Annotated in this window: 11 protein-coding genes and 1 pseudogene; 9 read left to right on the top strand and 3 right to left on the bottom strand. The window is 47.8% G+C overall.

The features are described 5' to 3' along the window. Window positions 1-47 precede the first annotated feature (47 nt). Window positions 48-1,442: pseudogene (locus tag M5E81_RS11465) on the top strand (ATP-binding protein). A 60-nt stretch (window positions 1,443-1,502) separates the two neighbouring features. Here the strand turns inward: M5E81_RS11465 and M5E81_RS11080 are convergent. Both M5E81_RS11080 and M5E81_RS11075 read right to left on the bottom strand, forming a co-directional pair. Next, window positions 1,503-3,320 (bottom strand): response regulator transcription factor, encoded by a 1,818-nt coding sequence (locus tag M5E81_RS11080; RefSeq protein WP_249747524.1) that lies wholly within the window; start codon window positions 3,318-3,320, stop codon window positions 1,503-1,505. A gap of 29 nt (window positions 3,321-3,349) precedes the next feature. Then, window positions 3,350-4,729 carry an ABC transporter substrate-binding protein gene (locus tag M5E81_RS11075; RefSeq protein WP_050787110.1) on the bottom strand — a complete coding sequence of 460 codons (1,380 nt, stop codon included), beginning with the start codon at window positions 4,727-4,729 and terminating at the stop codon, window positions 3,350-3,352. Between the two features lie 323 nt (window positions 4,730-5,052). Between M5E81_RS11075 and M5E81_RS11070 the strand changes: the two genes are divergently transcribed. The 5 genes from M5E81_RS11070 to M5E81_RS11050 all read left to right on the top strand — a co-directional run bounded on the left by M5E81_RS11070 (window position 5,053) and on the right by M5E81_RS11050 (window position 11,043). After that, window positions 5,053-6,438, top strand: a complete 1,386-nt coding sequence (locus tag M5E81_RS11070; RefSeq protein ID WP_249747014.1) for an IS4 family transposase — start codon at window positions 5,053-5,055, stop codon at window positions 6,436-6,438. A gap of 255 nt (window positions 6,439-6,693) precedes the next feature. Then, window positions 6,694-8,208 (top strand): SPFH domain-containing protein, encoded by a 1,515-nt coding sequence (locus tag M5E81_RS11065; RefSeq protein ID WP_009145505.1) that lies wholly within the window; start codon window positions 6,694-6,696, stop codon window positions 8,206-8,208. Between the two features lie 570 nt (window positions 8,209-8,778). Then, window positions 8,779-9,882 carry a TFIIB-type zinc ribbon-containing protein gene (locus tag M5E81_RS11060; protein ID WP_009145506.1) on the top strand — a complete coding sequence of 368 codons (1,104 nt, stop codon included), beginning with the start codon at window positions 8,779-8,781 and terminating at the stop codon, window positions 9,880-9,882. Between the two features lie 12 nt (window positions 9,883-9,894). Beyond that, a complete protein-coding gene (locus M5E81_RS11055) occupies window positions 9,895-10,674 on the top strand; it encodes a TPM domain-containing protein (protein ID WP_249747523.1) in 780 nt (259 codons plus the stop codon). Between the two features lie 72 nt (window positions 10,675-10,746). Beyond that, complete coding sequence (locus M5E81_RS11050; RefSeq protein WP_040565080.1) at window positions 10,747-11,043, top strand: hypothetical protein; 297 nt, start codon at window positions 10,747-10,749, stop codon at window positions 11,041-11,043. Window positions 11,044-11,182: 139 nt separating this feature from the next. Here M5E81_RS11050 and M5E81_RS11045 read toward each other — a convergent pair whose 3' ends face one another. Next, window positions 11,183-12,094 carry a metal ABC transporter substrate-binding protein gene (locus M5E81_RS11045; RefSeq protein WP_249747522.1) on the bottom strand — a complete coding sequence of 304 codons (912 nt, stop codon included), beginning with the start codon at window positions 12,092-12,094 and terminating at the stop codon, window positions 11,183-11,185. A 191-nt stretch (window positions 12,095-12,285) separates the two neighbouring features. On the opposite strand from M5E81_RS11045, the gene M5E81_RS11040 reads away from it, so the two are divergent. From M5E81_RS11040 to M5E81_RS11030, 3 genes are read left to right on the top strand one after another with little or no spacing between them, the layout of a single operon-like run. Beyond that, complete coding sequence (locus tag M5E81_RS11040; RefSeq protein WP_249747521.1) at window positions 12,286-12,951, top strand: metal ABC transporter ATP-binding protein; 666 nt, start codon at window positions 12,286-12,288, stop codon at window positions 12,949-12,951. Further along, window positions 12,951-13,748 carry a metal ABC transporter permease gene (locus M5E81_RS11035; protein WP_009145511.1) on the top strand — a complete coding sequence of 266 codons (798 nt, stop codon included), beginning with the start codon at window positions 12,951-12,953 and terminating at the stop codon, window positions 13,746-13,748. Before M5E81_RS11040 ends, M5E81_RS11035 begins: the two co-directional genes overlap by 1 nt. A 15-nt stretch (window positions 13,749-13,763) precedes the next feature. Beyond that, complete coding sequence (locus tag M5E81_RS11030) at window positions 13,764-14,204, top strand: Fur family transcriptional regulator (RefSeq protein WP_249747520.1); 441 nt, start codon at window positions 13,764-13,766, stop codon at window positions 14,202-14,204. The last annotated feature ends 79 nt before the right edge of the window (window positions 14,205-14,283 follow it).

Here is a 14,283-nt window from a genome sequence, read left to right as displayed (position 1 = left end):
TAATATGATATAATGAAATCAAATTAATTTCGGAGGATGTTGGAAGAATGCTGTATCCGCTTGCTGAAACTACGGAATGTGATTTCAAGAGAGAATTGGAGACTAAAAAGCCAAAAAGTTGGTTGAAAAGTGTCAGTGCTTTTGCTAATGGTATTGGTAGAAAGCTGATTTTTGGTATTGATGATAGCGGTGAAATTGTTGGTATAATTGATGCGCAAAAAAGTGCGGAAGCTATAAGTGATTTGATTAAGACGCGTATTACACCTACTCCGCAATTTATTCTTACATTAGAAAAAGAACAGGAAAAGAGCGTTCTGATTCTTACTATTGAAGCAGGGAGAGCAGCTCCGTATTATTACAAAGCTGATGGGATTAGGGAGGCTTATGTTAGAATAGGTAACGAAAGCATTGTTGCTCCAGATTACATTCTTAATGAACTGATTTTGAAAGGTAAAAATCAGTCATTTGATGCTTTAACAAGTGATGTAAAAAAGGAAGATTATAGTTTTACTCTGCTTGAAGCAACGTATTATGAACGGACTTTATTGAAAATGGAGCCTAAGGATTATTTTTCTTTTTGCCTTGTAAATAAAAAGGGTTATCTTACTAATGCGGGAAGGTTGTTTGCAGACTAGTATATAGTTTATAATTCACGTGTTTTTTGTACAAGATGGAATGGTTTGGAAAAGGGATCTGTTTTTGATGATGCTTTGGATGATAAAGAGTTTGAAGGAAATCTGATATACTTATTTAGAAGTGCCTCTGATTTTATAAAAAATAATTCTAAAGTACGTTTTTATAAAGATGTAGAATATAGGGTTGATAAGCCTGATTATACTGAACGTGCTGTGACGGAGGCTTTGGTAAATGCTCTGATTCATAGAGATTATATTGTATTAGGTAGTGAAGTACATATTGATATGTATGATGATAGATTAGAAATTAGCTCACCTGGCGGGATGTTCGACGGTAAAGCAGTACAGGAACATACTATAGCTGATATTGGCTCTATGAGACGTAATCCGGTTATAGCAGATTTGTTTCATAGAATGAAATTTATGGAACGTAGAGGTAGTGGTCTGAAAAAGATTATCAGTGAAATAGAAAAACTTCCAGGTTACAATGAGTCTTTAAAGCCTATATTTTATTCAGATGGAAGTAGTTTTAGAGTTATTTTGAAGAATGTAAATTATGGAACCACTAAAGTGAGCGATAAATTAAATGAAAAAGAGAAATGCTTTTTTAATGTCTTGATGACGCTTGCAAAACAGCATGATTTTGTTACTACTAAAGTTGTTGCCGAAGCAGCTGGAATGCCTGAGGCAACAACAAGGCGATATTTAGCTAAATTTTCTAAAATGGATATCATTGTGTCAGATGGTAAAAATAGAAGCAAGAAATATTATCTAAAGAATACTTCTATGACAGAAGCTAACCACTAAACCATAACAAAAGCCTTCGACGAGTAAACTCGCCGGAGGCTTTTTGCTTGCTTTGGTGCGTCAATGCTCTGCGTTGCGCATCAGTTCGATATACTGCAGCAGCTCCTTACGGGTTTTTACACCCAGCTTGCTGTAGATATTTTTATTATGATATTTTAAGGTGTTTTCGGTAATACCAAGCTGGCTGATAATATCTTTGGTAGAGCAGCCTTGTACATAAAGGTTAAAGATGTCCTCCTCCTTAGGTGTCAGCGTAGTAAGATTATCGATAAACATCTGATAACTGTCGGGATCGACGGATTCCAGCTTCTTTTCAATGGCTTTTTCCAAAGCAGCTTGGGCAAAGTTAAACTGCTGCTGCGCTTGTTCGCGTTCCTGCTGAGCCTGCAGCTTTTCTTGCTGCGTCTGCTCCATTTGCAGGCGTACCTGTTGAATTTCATTCTGCAGGGCGGCAAGCTGTTCCTCCAGATGAATATATTGGTTGGCGGTCTGCTTTTGCTTTTCCTGTGCCTCCTGCAGACGCATGGCAGCCAGTCCGTACTGCTTTTGTACCTGATTATTTTCGCTTTGCAGCTGGCGCAGCTTTTCGGCCTGCTGCTCGGAATGACTCTGCAGAAATTCAAAGAACTGGTTAAGCTCCAGCACATTGGCTTGCGGAGGAGCGTCGGGGTTTTGCTGCAGCTGCTGCAAATCCGCTACCAGCGGGTCTACATATCTTTTGCTGAAATAACCGGCAGACAGCAATGAAAGCAGCAGAATAATACCCAGCATTATCAGCAGACGCATTTTAGCCTGCTGCTGCAGATGATAATAGCTGTCGGCAGGCAGCATGACTGCTACCTTGTGCTCAGAGGCACCGACTTTCAGGGGTGCGGTGTAGCCGATGAAGCTTTCCTGACCTGCGGTAAAGAATTCGTGCTCTCCGTCGGAGCTCATTTTTATATTAGCATTGACGAAGGAGGCCGGATTGGAAAGCTGTCCCTGGTATTCGTTGTCCGCCTTTTTATCGAGAATAGCGGTAATCAGCGGATACCCCTTGTAATTGGCCTGCTTGGTGCGCTGTTGGAAGTAAACGCTGCTGATTTCAAAGCCGCAGATACCGATAATCCTGCCGTTATTACTGTTAATAGGCATTAGGAAAAGGCGAGACTGCTCCCAGCTTTCTTTGAGGTGGGCAACGTCTGTCAGGATATATTGTTGGGAAATATTATTTTCCTTGGCATGCAAAAGCTTATCGGCCTGCGGATAAGCGTGGACATTAAGCTCCAGCTGCCAGGTGCTGTAAAGGCTGATGTTGTTATTGCGGGCAACCTGAGGGTTGCCGCGGAACATACATGTTTCATTGAAAAGAGTGTTTTCGGAATAGATATTGGTAAATTTGAGAAAAAGACCGTTATAGGTTGGTTCCAACAGATTCGTGTTGACGCTAGCGTTAATCAGATACAAGGCACCGCTGGCCGGAGCCTGCTGCATCTTGGCAGCAAGAGTCTGGTAGGTTGCTTGCTGAATCGCTGTCAAAGCCTCGGGATTGTTGTTCAAGGCATCATAATTATTGTAAATGCCCTGCTCCAGCATAACGCGGTCGATATCATTCTGCAGCTGTTGCGACAAATCGATATTGTGCGCAGCCAGCGCGTTCATCTGGCGTTTGATATCGTTGGTACGGGTGTTAAGCTCATATTCAAGAAAGCGGTCGATATCATGGCTAGGCGGCTGTACTATGCCGATAACGTTTAACAGGATCAGCATAGCAGAACCTGCCAGCAGCACCAGTGACAGCAGGTAAATAATGAAACGGCCGCGCATAGAGCGTTTGTTATGCCATATTTCCTTGCCTATAAGCAGCAATCTTTTTATTTTGGTGAGCTTATTGAGCATTAAGAGCCTCCTTGGTAGGATTTTTTGGCTTATTGCTTGTAATTCAGCAGCTTCTGATAGCTTTCTTCTACTAATTTATCAAGCGTTTGCTGTGGGTTGGCACCACCGGCAATTTCCTGTAAATATTGCTGATGGGCAGCGCGCAGAATGTTTTTGCTGCCGTATTCCAGATTCTGCTGAATTTTGGCGGCCTTGTGCGGCAGATGCAGCCAGGTGCCTTTTTTGTATACCTGCTGCATGCAGGTATACAGCTTGCGATAGTTGAAGTTATGCACATCTTGCGGATTATTAAGCAGTTTGGGCAGTGCTTCCTTATTGGTTGGCAGGTAGCCCGCTTGCATTGCAAAATTCAAATTGCTGTTTTCCTGCGCCAGCCATTTTGCAAAAACAACGGCACCAAGGTTTTTGCGTTCGTCTGTGCTTTTGATGGCTAATAATCCTACACCGCGCTGCAGCAGTGTTACCTTACCACCGCTGAAAACAGGGCAGGGATAATAGTTGGTAACGATAGTTTCACGCGTGTTGTCAGGATTGGTGACGTAATCACGCATATAAAGAATAGCGGCGGTGGAGCCGACGTTGCTGATTAAATCGGCTGTTTTCCAGGCATCGGCCGCATAACCCTTTTCAATGCCCAGACCACCGGCGATAGCAGGCTCGGCTGCGGCACGGAAGATGCGCTTGAAGTTGGGGCTGGCAAGGTCCGGCTTGCCGTCCTTGATTAACGGGTCGCCTAAGGAAGCCATGCTCGTCAGGTAATAGTTATAGAAATCGTCCAGCTGGCACATGTTTTTGCCGCCGGTCCAGGTATAATACTTGCGGCAGAGCTCAAAAAGCTTGTCATAATCGGCAAAATCCTCGGTGCTGGCACCTGTTGCCGCTGCAAAGCGGTCAAAATATGTCTGGTTTACAAAAAGCAGCTCGGTGGATTTTGCTACCGGCAGCATCAGAAGCTCCTTATCCTGATAGCCTTCGGCTAAAAATTCCGGCTGGTAAACAGCTAAATCTTCTTTATCAAGATATTTGTCCCAATGCAGCAGCTTATCGTGCATTGCGGGGATAACACGCGGATAGGCGGTAAAAAGGTCGGGCAGCGGCACAGCGCCGGGATCCTGTTTGGCAGAGGCGAATAAAGCTTTGTCGATAACATTGGAGCTGCTCACGGAAGCAACCTTGACAATGACGCCCTTGGCCTTACCCTCAGAGGCATTAAATTTTTCGATTGTATCATTAAATGGGGAATTGGTCTGGTTGCCGTAAACGTGCCAGATGGTGAGCGTTACCGGCTTGGCTGGGTCGAGTGATGCCTTACTGCCGCAGCCACTGCTGAAAGCGGTAACAAGACAGAGCAGTAACAGCACCAACATACTGTATAAGGAAGCAGAAAATTTTTTTGATACAACGGACATGAAAAAACCTCCTGAAAGAGTATTTTTAGAGAAAAAAGGTAAAAATAAGGAAAATTTACCCTTATCCTACCCGAAATCGCCATTTAGTGTAGTGACGAAATGCAATTTTTATATTAAACTTAAGGCAAGGAAGCGGAAAACAGCTTACCTGCACAGATAATTTACAAAGATTGTCTAACAATTAGTTTCTCAAACTTCGCAGGTAAAAATCCCCTGCACCCCTTGAAAGTCCAGGCTTTGTAAACAGAAAAATAGCATGAGTCTTGCCAGTTTGGTATAATTATGTTGGCTCAAAAACATACCAAGCACCGGAGGCTCATGCTATGAAAAGTATATCACAAACCACCCAGCAGATGGAATCCATCTCGAAGAAAACTTCGGCGTTCTTCCGTCGTTATCATGTCGGCCAGATTCTGCGCGCGGCCAACGCTTGCAAGCTCAAAGGATTTTCCTCCATTCTCGTTTTCCTCGTGCTCGTAAGCATCATCTTCGAGAACCGCTCGCTCTATATGCAGCGCCGACTTCACGAGGATTCGCTGCCGTTCGGCAAGGACACGGCTTACCGCTTCTTGAACTCCTGCCACACGAACTGGCGCAAGTTCACGCTGCTTCTTGCGGCGCGGATCATCAACGAAACCATCAAGCCGCTGACGGATGCCGGCCGGCGTTGTGCCATCGTCGTCGACGATTCGCTCTTCAGCCGCTCGCGTTCCAAGCGCGTGGAACTCTTGGCGAACGTCTACGACCATGTGAGCCGCCGCTATACGAAGGGCTTCCGCCTGCTCGTCCTCGGCTGGACGGACGGGAACACGTTCCTGCCACTCACGTTCTGCCTTCTTTCAACCTCGAAGGAAAAGAACCGGCTCAATGAGGCCAGCGCATCCGTCGATGCAAGAAGCAACGGCGGAAAGCAGCGCAAGCTCGCGCAGATGGAAGCGCCAGCCGTCGTCCTCAATTTGTTGCAGGAGGTCAAGGCGACAGGAATCCCCGCGCAGTACGTCCTCTTCGACACATGGTTCTGCTCGCCGTCGTCGCTGAAAGCCATCCATGACCTCGGCTATGACGTCACCGCTATGGCAAAGAAGAGCAAGAAGGTGCGCTACCCCTGCGAAGGGAAGATCTCGAACGTCAAGGCCATCTACAAGGAACACAAGAAACGCCGCGGACGCTCGCGTTACCTCCTGTCCGTCGATGCTGTCGCGACGAAACAGGGAGAATCCCTCGTGCCTGTGCGATTGGTCTTCGTGCGGAACCGCAACAAGCGGAAGGATTATCTCGTCCTCGTCACGACAGACCTCTCGCTTTCGGAGGAAGAAGTCATCCAGCTCTACGGGAAGCGCTGGGGCATCGAGGTGTTCTTCAAAGCGTGCAAGTCCTACCTGCGGCTCGGCAAGGATTGTCGTTCCGTCTCCTACGATGCGATGACGGCGCATGTCGCCGTCGTCTGCACACGATATATGCTCCTGGCTGTCGAGGAACGTGAGAACACGGATGGGCGAAGCCTCGGCGAGCTCTTCTATCTGGGGCTTGATGAGCTTCCGGACTTGAAGTACATGGAAGCGCTTCGCCTCGTGTTGCAGGAGTTTGCGGAGCAGCTTCGGGCAGAATATCCGTCAGAAGTCTTGCTGGTCGAATCGCTCTTGGAACGATTCCTGAACGATCTGCCCGCTCTTTGGATGAGTCGTCTGCGTGCACAGAAGTGTGCGTGAATGGCTTTCGACATTCAGTTCAAGCTGATTTATCAAGGCATACGGGATGTTTTCCGTGTGCGAAGTTTGAGTTAGTTTATCACAAATCAAAGTATTAGTGAATAGTTTTTTACTACAGATAAGGATAAGATAAATATTTTACAATTTCTTGGCTGATAAGTTTACAGCTGTTTTATTCAAAGACCTGTTAATATTAAGCGGGTTTTGATAAAATATAATTGTTAATTTTTTAGTGATACAAAAGGAGGTTGTATTATGGGTTTAATTAAAGCGGCAATGGGCGCTGTAGGCGGCGTACTGGGCGACCAATGGAAAGAGTTTTTCTATTGCGAAAGCATGCCTCCCGAGGTTCTGGTAACCAAGGGCATGAAGCGTACGTCCAGCCAAGGACGCAGCTCCAACACTTCTGCAGAAGACAACATCATCAGTAATGGCAGCGTTGTTGCTGTCAACGAAGGTCAGTGCATGATTATCGTTGAGCAAGGCAAGGTTGTAGATATGTGCAACGAGCCCGGCGAATATGTATATGATACTTCTACTGAACCGTCTATCTTTACCGGCGATTTGAAGGATAATGTAAAGGCAATTTTCGGTCAGATCGGTAAACGTTTCACCTTCGGCGGTGACCCCGGCAAGGATCAGCGCGTATATTACTTCAATATGAAGGAAATTTACGGCAACAAGTTTGGCACCGCTCAGCCGATTCCTGTACGCCTGATTGATAACAACTTAGGCATTGATTGGGAAGTTGGCATCCGTTGCTTCGGTGAATACAGCTACAAGATTACCAATCCATTGCTGTTCTACACCAATGTATGCTCCAATATCACTGACGAATATCGTCGTGACCAGATTGACAGCCAGATGAAGAGCGAGCTCATGATGAGCCTGGGCGTTGCCCTCGGTACGCTCACAGAAAACGGTATGCGTTACAGCGCACTGCCGCGTCATGGCAAAGAAATCGCTAACGCTTTGAACGAAGATTTGAGCGACCAATGGCGTGACCGCCGCGGTGTAGAGGTTTATTCCTTCGCACTGGCAAGCGTAACCATGTCTGAGGAAGATGCTCAACGTCTGAAAGATATCCAGATGCTCAGCAATCCGAACCGTGCAGCAGCAGCTATGGCTGGTGCTACTGCAGACGCTATGCGTATTGCAGCTGGCAATGAAGGCGGCATGGGTGCAATGGGCGGCTTTGTTGGCATGAATATGGCCGGAATGGCCGGTGGCGCAAATGTGGCTGGCTTGTTTGCCCAAGGACAACAGCAGCAGATGTATGCTCAGCAGAATCCTTACGGCCAACAGCCTCCTTACGGACAACCGCCTTATCCGCAACAGCCGCAACCTCCTACTCCGCCGCCGGCCGCCCCTGCCGCCCCTGCGGCAGCAGCACCGGCAGCAGATTCCTGGACCTGCAGCTGTGGCACTACCAACACCGGTAAGTTCTGCGCTAACTGCGGCGGCAAGAAGCCTGAGCCGAAACCGGCAGAGGGAAGCTGGACCTGCAGCTGTGGCACTAACAATACCGGTAAGTTCTGCGCTAACTGCGGCAGCAAGAAGCCGGAAGACAAACCGGCAGAGGATGGCTGGACCTGCAGCTGCGGCGCTGTAAACAAAGGCAAGTTCTGCGCTGAATGCGGCAGCAAGAAGCCTGAGGGAGCACCGCTGTTCAAGTGCGATAAGTGTGGCTGGGAGCCGCCAGATCCGCACCATCCGCCTAAGTTCTGCCCTGAGTGCGGCGATATTTTCGACGATAACGACAAACAATAACCTCATATATTAATAGCTTGCGTCAGATGCGAATGTAAGCATGATGTATGCTCCTATGCTGCCCCCTTTCGCCTCACTGCGTTCGGCACCTTCCCCGAGGGGAAGGCAAGACGGTTAGCAAAAAAACAATGGGTGAATCGAAAGCCTTAGAGAGCAATTAACATATCGTGCAAGGAATAGCAATTTTAGCAAATAAGTGTCCGGAACCATATGCGTGCGCATCCAAGAAGCGAGTCCACAGGACGATGCTTATTGGCTCATGTGCGCCATGCGATAGTGTCCCAAGAAGCAAGCTCAAAGAGCGCAGCTGATTGGTTTGACACGAACCGCTAAGCGAGGGGACGTAACATATTGTTACTATCTGACAAATTTTACCGAAGCTTCGTCCTGGTTCCACACGAAATTTGCGTTGTGCCCTCAGGCACGGGAAAATTGCTTCTGACTGGAACGATATTTAATTGCGATGTACAACCACCTTTCATGAGTGGAAGGCAAGATGTCGAAATAGGCGACTAAAGGGGGAGCGGGAGCAATCAAAATTGCATAACTATATTTTAACGAGGTGATATTATGGCTGAAACCTCTGTAGGCTATAAGTGCCCTAACTGCAGCGCGCCGCTGACGTTTTTGCCCGGTCATGATAAGGTGACCTGCGAATACTGCGGTACCGAACTGGAAGTTAAGACTATAGAAGAAATGTATGCCGCCAAGGAAGTCGCTGCTGCCAAAGCGCAGGCTGCCAAGGAGGCAAAGTGGGATACCTCTGCTGCCGGCAGTGAATGGGAAGCTGACGAAGCAGAGCAGATGAAGGCGTTTACCTGCTCCAGCTGCGGTGCGCAGATTGTGAGCGATGGCAACACCATGGCAACAGAATGCTGCTATTGCGGCAGCCCGACCATGCTGCCGAGCCGTTTCGAAGGTATGCTGAAGCCGGACTTCATCATCCCCTTCAAGAAAACCAAAGAGCAGGCTGTTGCTGCCCTCAAGGAATTCTATAAGGGAAGAACCCTGCTGCCTAACTCCTTTACGGCCAACAATCGTGTGGAGGATATCCAGGCGATGTATGTACCGTTCTGGCTGTTTGACTCCAAGGTTAGCGCCAGCGGCAGCTATCAAGGTGCCAGCGACAGTGTTTATGAAACCGATGATGAGGTTATCACTACTACCGTTGTCTATAACTGCGAGCGTGAAGGCACCATGTCCTTTGAGCGCATCCCTGTAGATGGCAGCGAGAAGATGGACGATACCTTTATGGAAAGCATCGAGCCATTCGATTACAAAGAGATGGTTCCCTTCAGCACCGCTTATCTGACAGGCTTTTTGGCAGATAAGTATGATGTGGATGCCGAGGCTGCTGTAACACGCGCGGACGCACGCGTTGTCAAAAGTGCCGAGGGTTGCCTGGCAGATACCGTTACAGGCTATACCCGTGTAACCAGCAACGGTGACTGCGCAGTTATCAAGGATGAAAATGCCGTGCATTATGCAATGGTGCCGGTATGGATTCTGTCCACACGCTTTGAGGGTAAGCCCTATACCTTTATGATGAACGGTCAGACGGGTAAGGTTGTCGGCAGTCTGCCGATTGACTATGGCAAGCTGCGTAATTACACTGCCCTGACCTTTATTATTGTAACAATTATCAGCTACTTCATTGTGAAGTTCATGTTATAAGGAGGTGCCGGAATGAGAAAGTTATTTGCAATCTTAACCATGCTGGCAGCCCTTATGTTAGCCAGTGTAACAGCCTTTGCTGCGCCCAGCCTGGTGGATAACGCCAAGGTTCTTACGCCGCAGCAGCGTCAGGAGGTTCTGGCAGAGCTGCACAAGCAGGAGCAGGCGCATAATGTGCGCATTGCTGTTGTAACCATGAAGACAATTGGCGATGCCGTTCCCGGCGAATATGCCAATAAGCTGCTCGATGACGTTTATAATGACGGTCAAAAGGGCAATATGGTATTGCTGCAGGTTACCAATACCCGTAAATGGTACATTGCTACCGATAAACAGCTGAAGCAGGTTATCGTTGGCAATGAAGGCATTGAGTATATGAGCAAGCCGATGGTTGCAGAGTTCAAGAAAAATGATTATGCCCAAGGCTACATTACCTATGCTCAAAAAGCAGGCGAGCTCCTTGAGTATTACGAAAAGGAAGGCGAGCCGTGGAATCCTAATGCAGGCTTCAACTGGTTTGCTTTAGTAATTGCGGCCGGTATCGGCGGTGCTGTTGCCTATGGCTGCCGTGCTCTGCTTATTAGTGGTATGAGCAATGTCCAAGAGGCTGTTGAAGCAAATGCTTATCTGGATAAGCAAACCTTTGCGCTGACGCACAGCAATGATACTTATCTGTACACCAACATTTCTGCTGTTCCGAAGTCTAAATCCAGCGGTGGTAGCAGTGATGATGGTTCTGTAAGCGAAAGCTCTTCTGATGATGATCATGGCGGCGGCGGTGGCAGCTACTGATATTATAATGAGCTGAAACTTTTGCGGCTGCGATTGTTTATCGCGGCCGCTTTTTGTAAAAGGGAGGTTATTATGCGCAGAACGACTATAAATTCAGGCTTTTTTATCTGCTTTATTGCCAACCTGATAGTGAACTGGGAATGGGGGTTTATTGCGGTGCTGCTCTGGGGCTTTAGCTACTGGTTCAATCTTTCGTGGTATCCGGCGGCGGCTATGGCTGTTTTGTGGCTCCTGATGGGCTTTACTCTGACCTGGATGATTATCTGGGGCTCGTCGGCGCGCGATAATTTCCGTCCCAATCAGCAGCTGAAAAATATCAATCCCTATTCGGCCAAGAATGAGGATGTACTGCCCAAAAATAAAAAGTGAATCAGCTTTGCCGGCTCGGTCGACGGAGCGATGTGTACGTAAAAACGCCGTGGCTGCGGCAGGCTATCAACCTGCTGCGTAAGCCGCGGCGTTTTGCTGTGCGTAGATAATTTTTTTTGCTGCTAAGATGGCAGCCTTTTTACTTTTTCAGGCTCTTGTAAATAGCGTCCAGGTTTTCTTCCATGCAGGTAAGGTAGGTTTTCTCGCCGTTGCTGCTTTCGATGGTATATATTTCCTGCGTTGTGGCACCAACCTCACGCGCCAGTGTTTCCGATGTTTTGGGGCTTACCGCTTCTTCAACAAAGATAGTTTTTACATTGTGCTCCTTGCAGTAGGCTGTCAGCTTGGCCAGATTTTGTGCGCTCGGCTCGCCGCTGGCAAAAACATCCTCGATGCTTTGCTGCTGCAGGCCGAAGTCACGGCATAGGTAAGCAAAGGCAGCATGGCCGGTGACAAAGTCCTTTTGTTCCAGCTTGCTGAATTTTTTCTGATAGGCAGCAAGCAGTGCCTTCAGCTTTTGATTGTATTCTGCGGCATTCTTACGGTAGAAATCGGCATTGGTTTTGTCTGCGGCTGCCAGTGCTTCGGCAATATTCTTTACCTCTGTCTGCGCGCAGCTCAGGCTCAGCCATGTGTGGGGGTCATACTGCCCATGCGCTCTGATTTCATCGGCTTCTGTAAGGCTGATGCGGTCGGTGTCCTTGGATGCTTCTACAATGACGAGCTTGGGATTGGCGGCGGCCTGCGTTGCCTGCTCCACCCAGCGCTCCATGCCTGTGCTGTTGTAAATCAGGATGTCTGCCTTGCTAAGCGCCTGCATAGTTTTAGTAGTAGGCTGAAAATCATGCGGCTCTGTGCCGTCGGGAATCAGGGAAGTTATATGAATTTTATCTTGGCCGACTGCCTGGGTAAATTCTTTCATAGCATTAAAGGTTACAACAACCCGCAGCTTATGGTCCGCAGCAGGTGCAGGCTCCTTGCTGCCGCAGCCTGCCAGCAGATTGCAGAGCAGCAGAGTGCAAATACAAAAAATAATACTGAGCTTTTTCATAGGCTCTCCTCCTCATTTAAGCACAAATAAACGCAAATGATTTGCATATTATAACGAATTTTATCATAACACCCGTGAACTTTCTTGTCAAGCTAAATGCAAATGACTTGCATATTTGCCGAGCGAGGGCTATAATATTTACTGCAACAAAAAGGCAGCGTAGGCTGCCGTGAGTAAATGAAGGAGCCACTATGATAGAACTGAAGCATATAGAATTTGCCTATGAATCCGGCAGCGAGCTGCTGCGCAATATCAATATGCAGGTAAATGACGGCGAGTATATTGCTATTGTCGGCGAAAACGGCAGCGGCAAAAGTACGCTGGTAAAGCTGCTCTTGGGACTCTTGGAGCCGTCAAAAGGTGAATTGAAGAATACTTTTAGCAGCATCGGCTACGTGCCGCAGCGCTTTGAAACTCTCAACAGCCAGTTCCCGATAACCGTATATGAGGTAATGGAATATTACCGCAGGATATTAAAAGTAGCGGATAAGCAGGCTGTACGTCGCTGTCTGGAGCAGATGCATGTTTATGACCTGCGTGACCGTTTAATTGGTACGCTGAGCGGCGGCCAGTGCCAGAAGGTACTCATTGCCAGAGCACTGCTGGGCAGTCCGCAGCTGCTGATTTTTGATGAGCCTTCTACAGGCATTGATGTCAAGAGCCAGCAGGAGCTGTATAAATTTATGCAGGAGCTGCATGAGCAGGGTATTACCATTATCACGGTAGAGCATAACCTGAAATTTGCGGCGCGTAATGCCGATAAAATGTATCATGTCATGAACGGTCATGGTCATTTCTGCAATCCGCAGGAATATGTTCAGGAATATATGCAGGATAATGTAGGAGGTGCGGAATAATGCTGGAATACGCTTTTATGCAGAACGCACTGCTGGTTTCTGTGCTGATTTCTTTAATGTGTCCGATGATTGGTATGTTCCTGGTGCTGCGCCGCTATTCCATGATTGGCGATACGCTGGCACATGCATCGCTGGCCGGCGTAGCGGTTGGCCTGCTGGCGAAGGTGAACCCGATTATCAGCGCCTTTGCCGTAACCTCCGTGTTTGCCGTGCTGATTGAGGTTTTGCGTCAGCGCTTCCGCCGCTATGCGGAGCTTATACTGGTGATTATTCTATCGCTGTCTGTCGGTATTGCGATTACAATTATCAGCAGCGGTATGGTACATACTAATGTAGAAGCTTTTTTGTTCGGCAGCATTCTGACCGTAACGCCTGACGATGTGCTGGCGGTAGCAGTGCTGTGCGTAATTTCGCTGGCTGCTGTTTACTTTTTGTATCCGCAGCTGGTTATGCTGGCCTTTGATGAGGACGGCACCAAAATTGCCGGCGTAAAAACGCGCTTGATTAATTATATCTTTGCTCTGCTGGTGGCAGCTATGGTTGCTGTTTCCATCCGCGTGGTAGGCATTCTGGTTATCAGCTCGCTGATTGCGCTGCCGGTAGCGGCGGCATTACAGTTGGGCAAGGGCTTTAAGGTAACGATGCTGGCAGCCATGGTGCTGAGCTTTATCGCTATTATCACAGGCCTTGTGACCTCCTACTGGCTGGGTGCGGCGCCGGGCGGTGTAACCGCTTTGGTTTCGGTGGCTTTGCTGCTGCTGATTATCATTTATAAAGAAATACGTGCTGTCTTATAAAGAAGGGGTAGAAAGATGACTGATACAAGTTCTGCGGCAGATTATCGCGATTATCTGCATCGCTACGGATTAAAAAATACCCGTCACAGACAGCTTATTCTGCAGCTGCTGCTGGCGAGCGAGGGCGTGCTGACGGCTGAGGATATTTATCAGCAGCTGTGTGAGCAGGGCACGGAGATAAATTTCTCTACGGTTTACCGCATCCTGGAAAATTTTACGCAAAAGGGACTGACGGAAAAGAGCTTTCTGGCAGATGCGCGCAAGTACGGCTTTGTGCTGCACGCATTGGGGCACCGTCACCGCCTTATCTGCTTGCGCTGCCATCGGATTGTGGAGGTAGACCATTGCCCGATTGCTGATTTCGAGGAACAGCTGGCGGATAAAACGGAATTTTCCATTGTAGGACATAACCTGGAATGGTATGGCTATTGTCCTGAATGCCGCAAGCAGAAATAGCAGAAAAATTTTTCAAAAAAGCTTGCAAAGCAGCGTAAGCAATGATATAATTATTAAGCTTGTATATAACTATATATAC

Source organism: Phascolarctobacterium succinatutens, assembly GCF_023497905.1.
In the GTDB taxonomy this organism is placed as follows: domain Bacteria; phylum Bacillota; class Negativicutes; order Acidaminococcales; family Acidaminococcaceae; genus Phascolarctobacterium_A; species Phascolarctobacterium_A succinatutens.
This window is presented reverse-complemented; position numbering and strand designations above follow the sequence as displayed.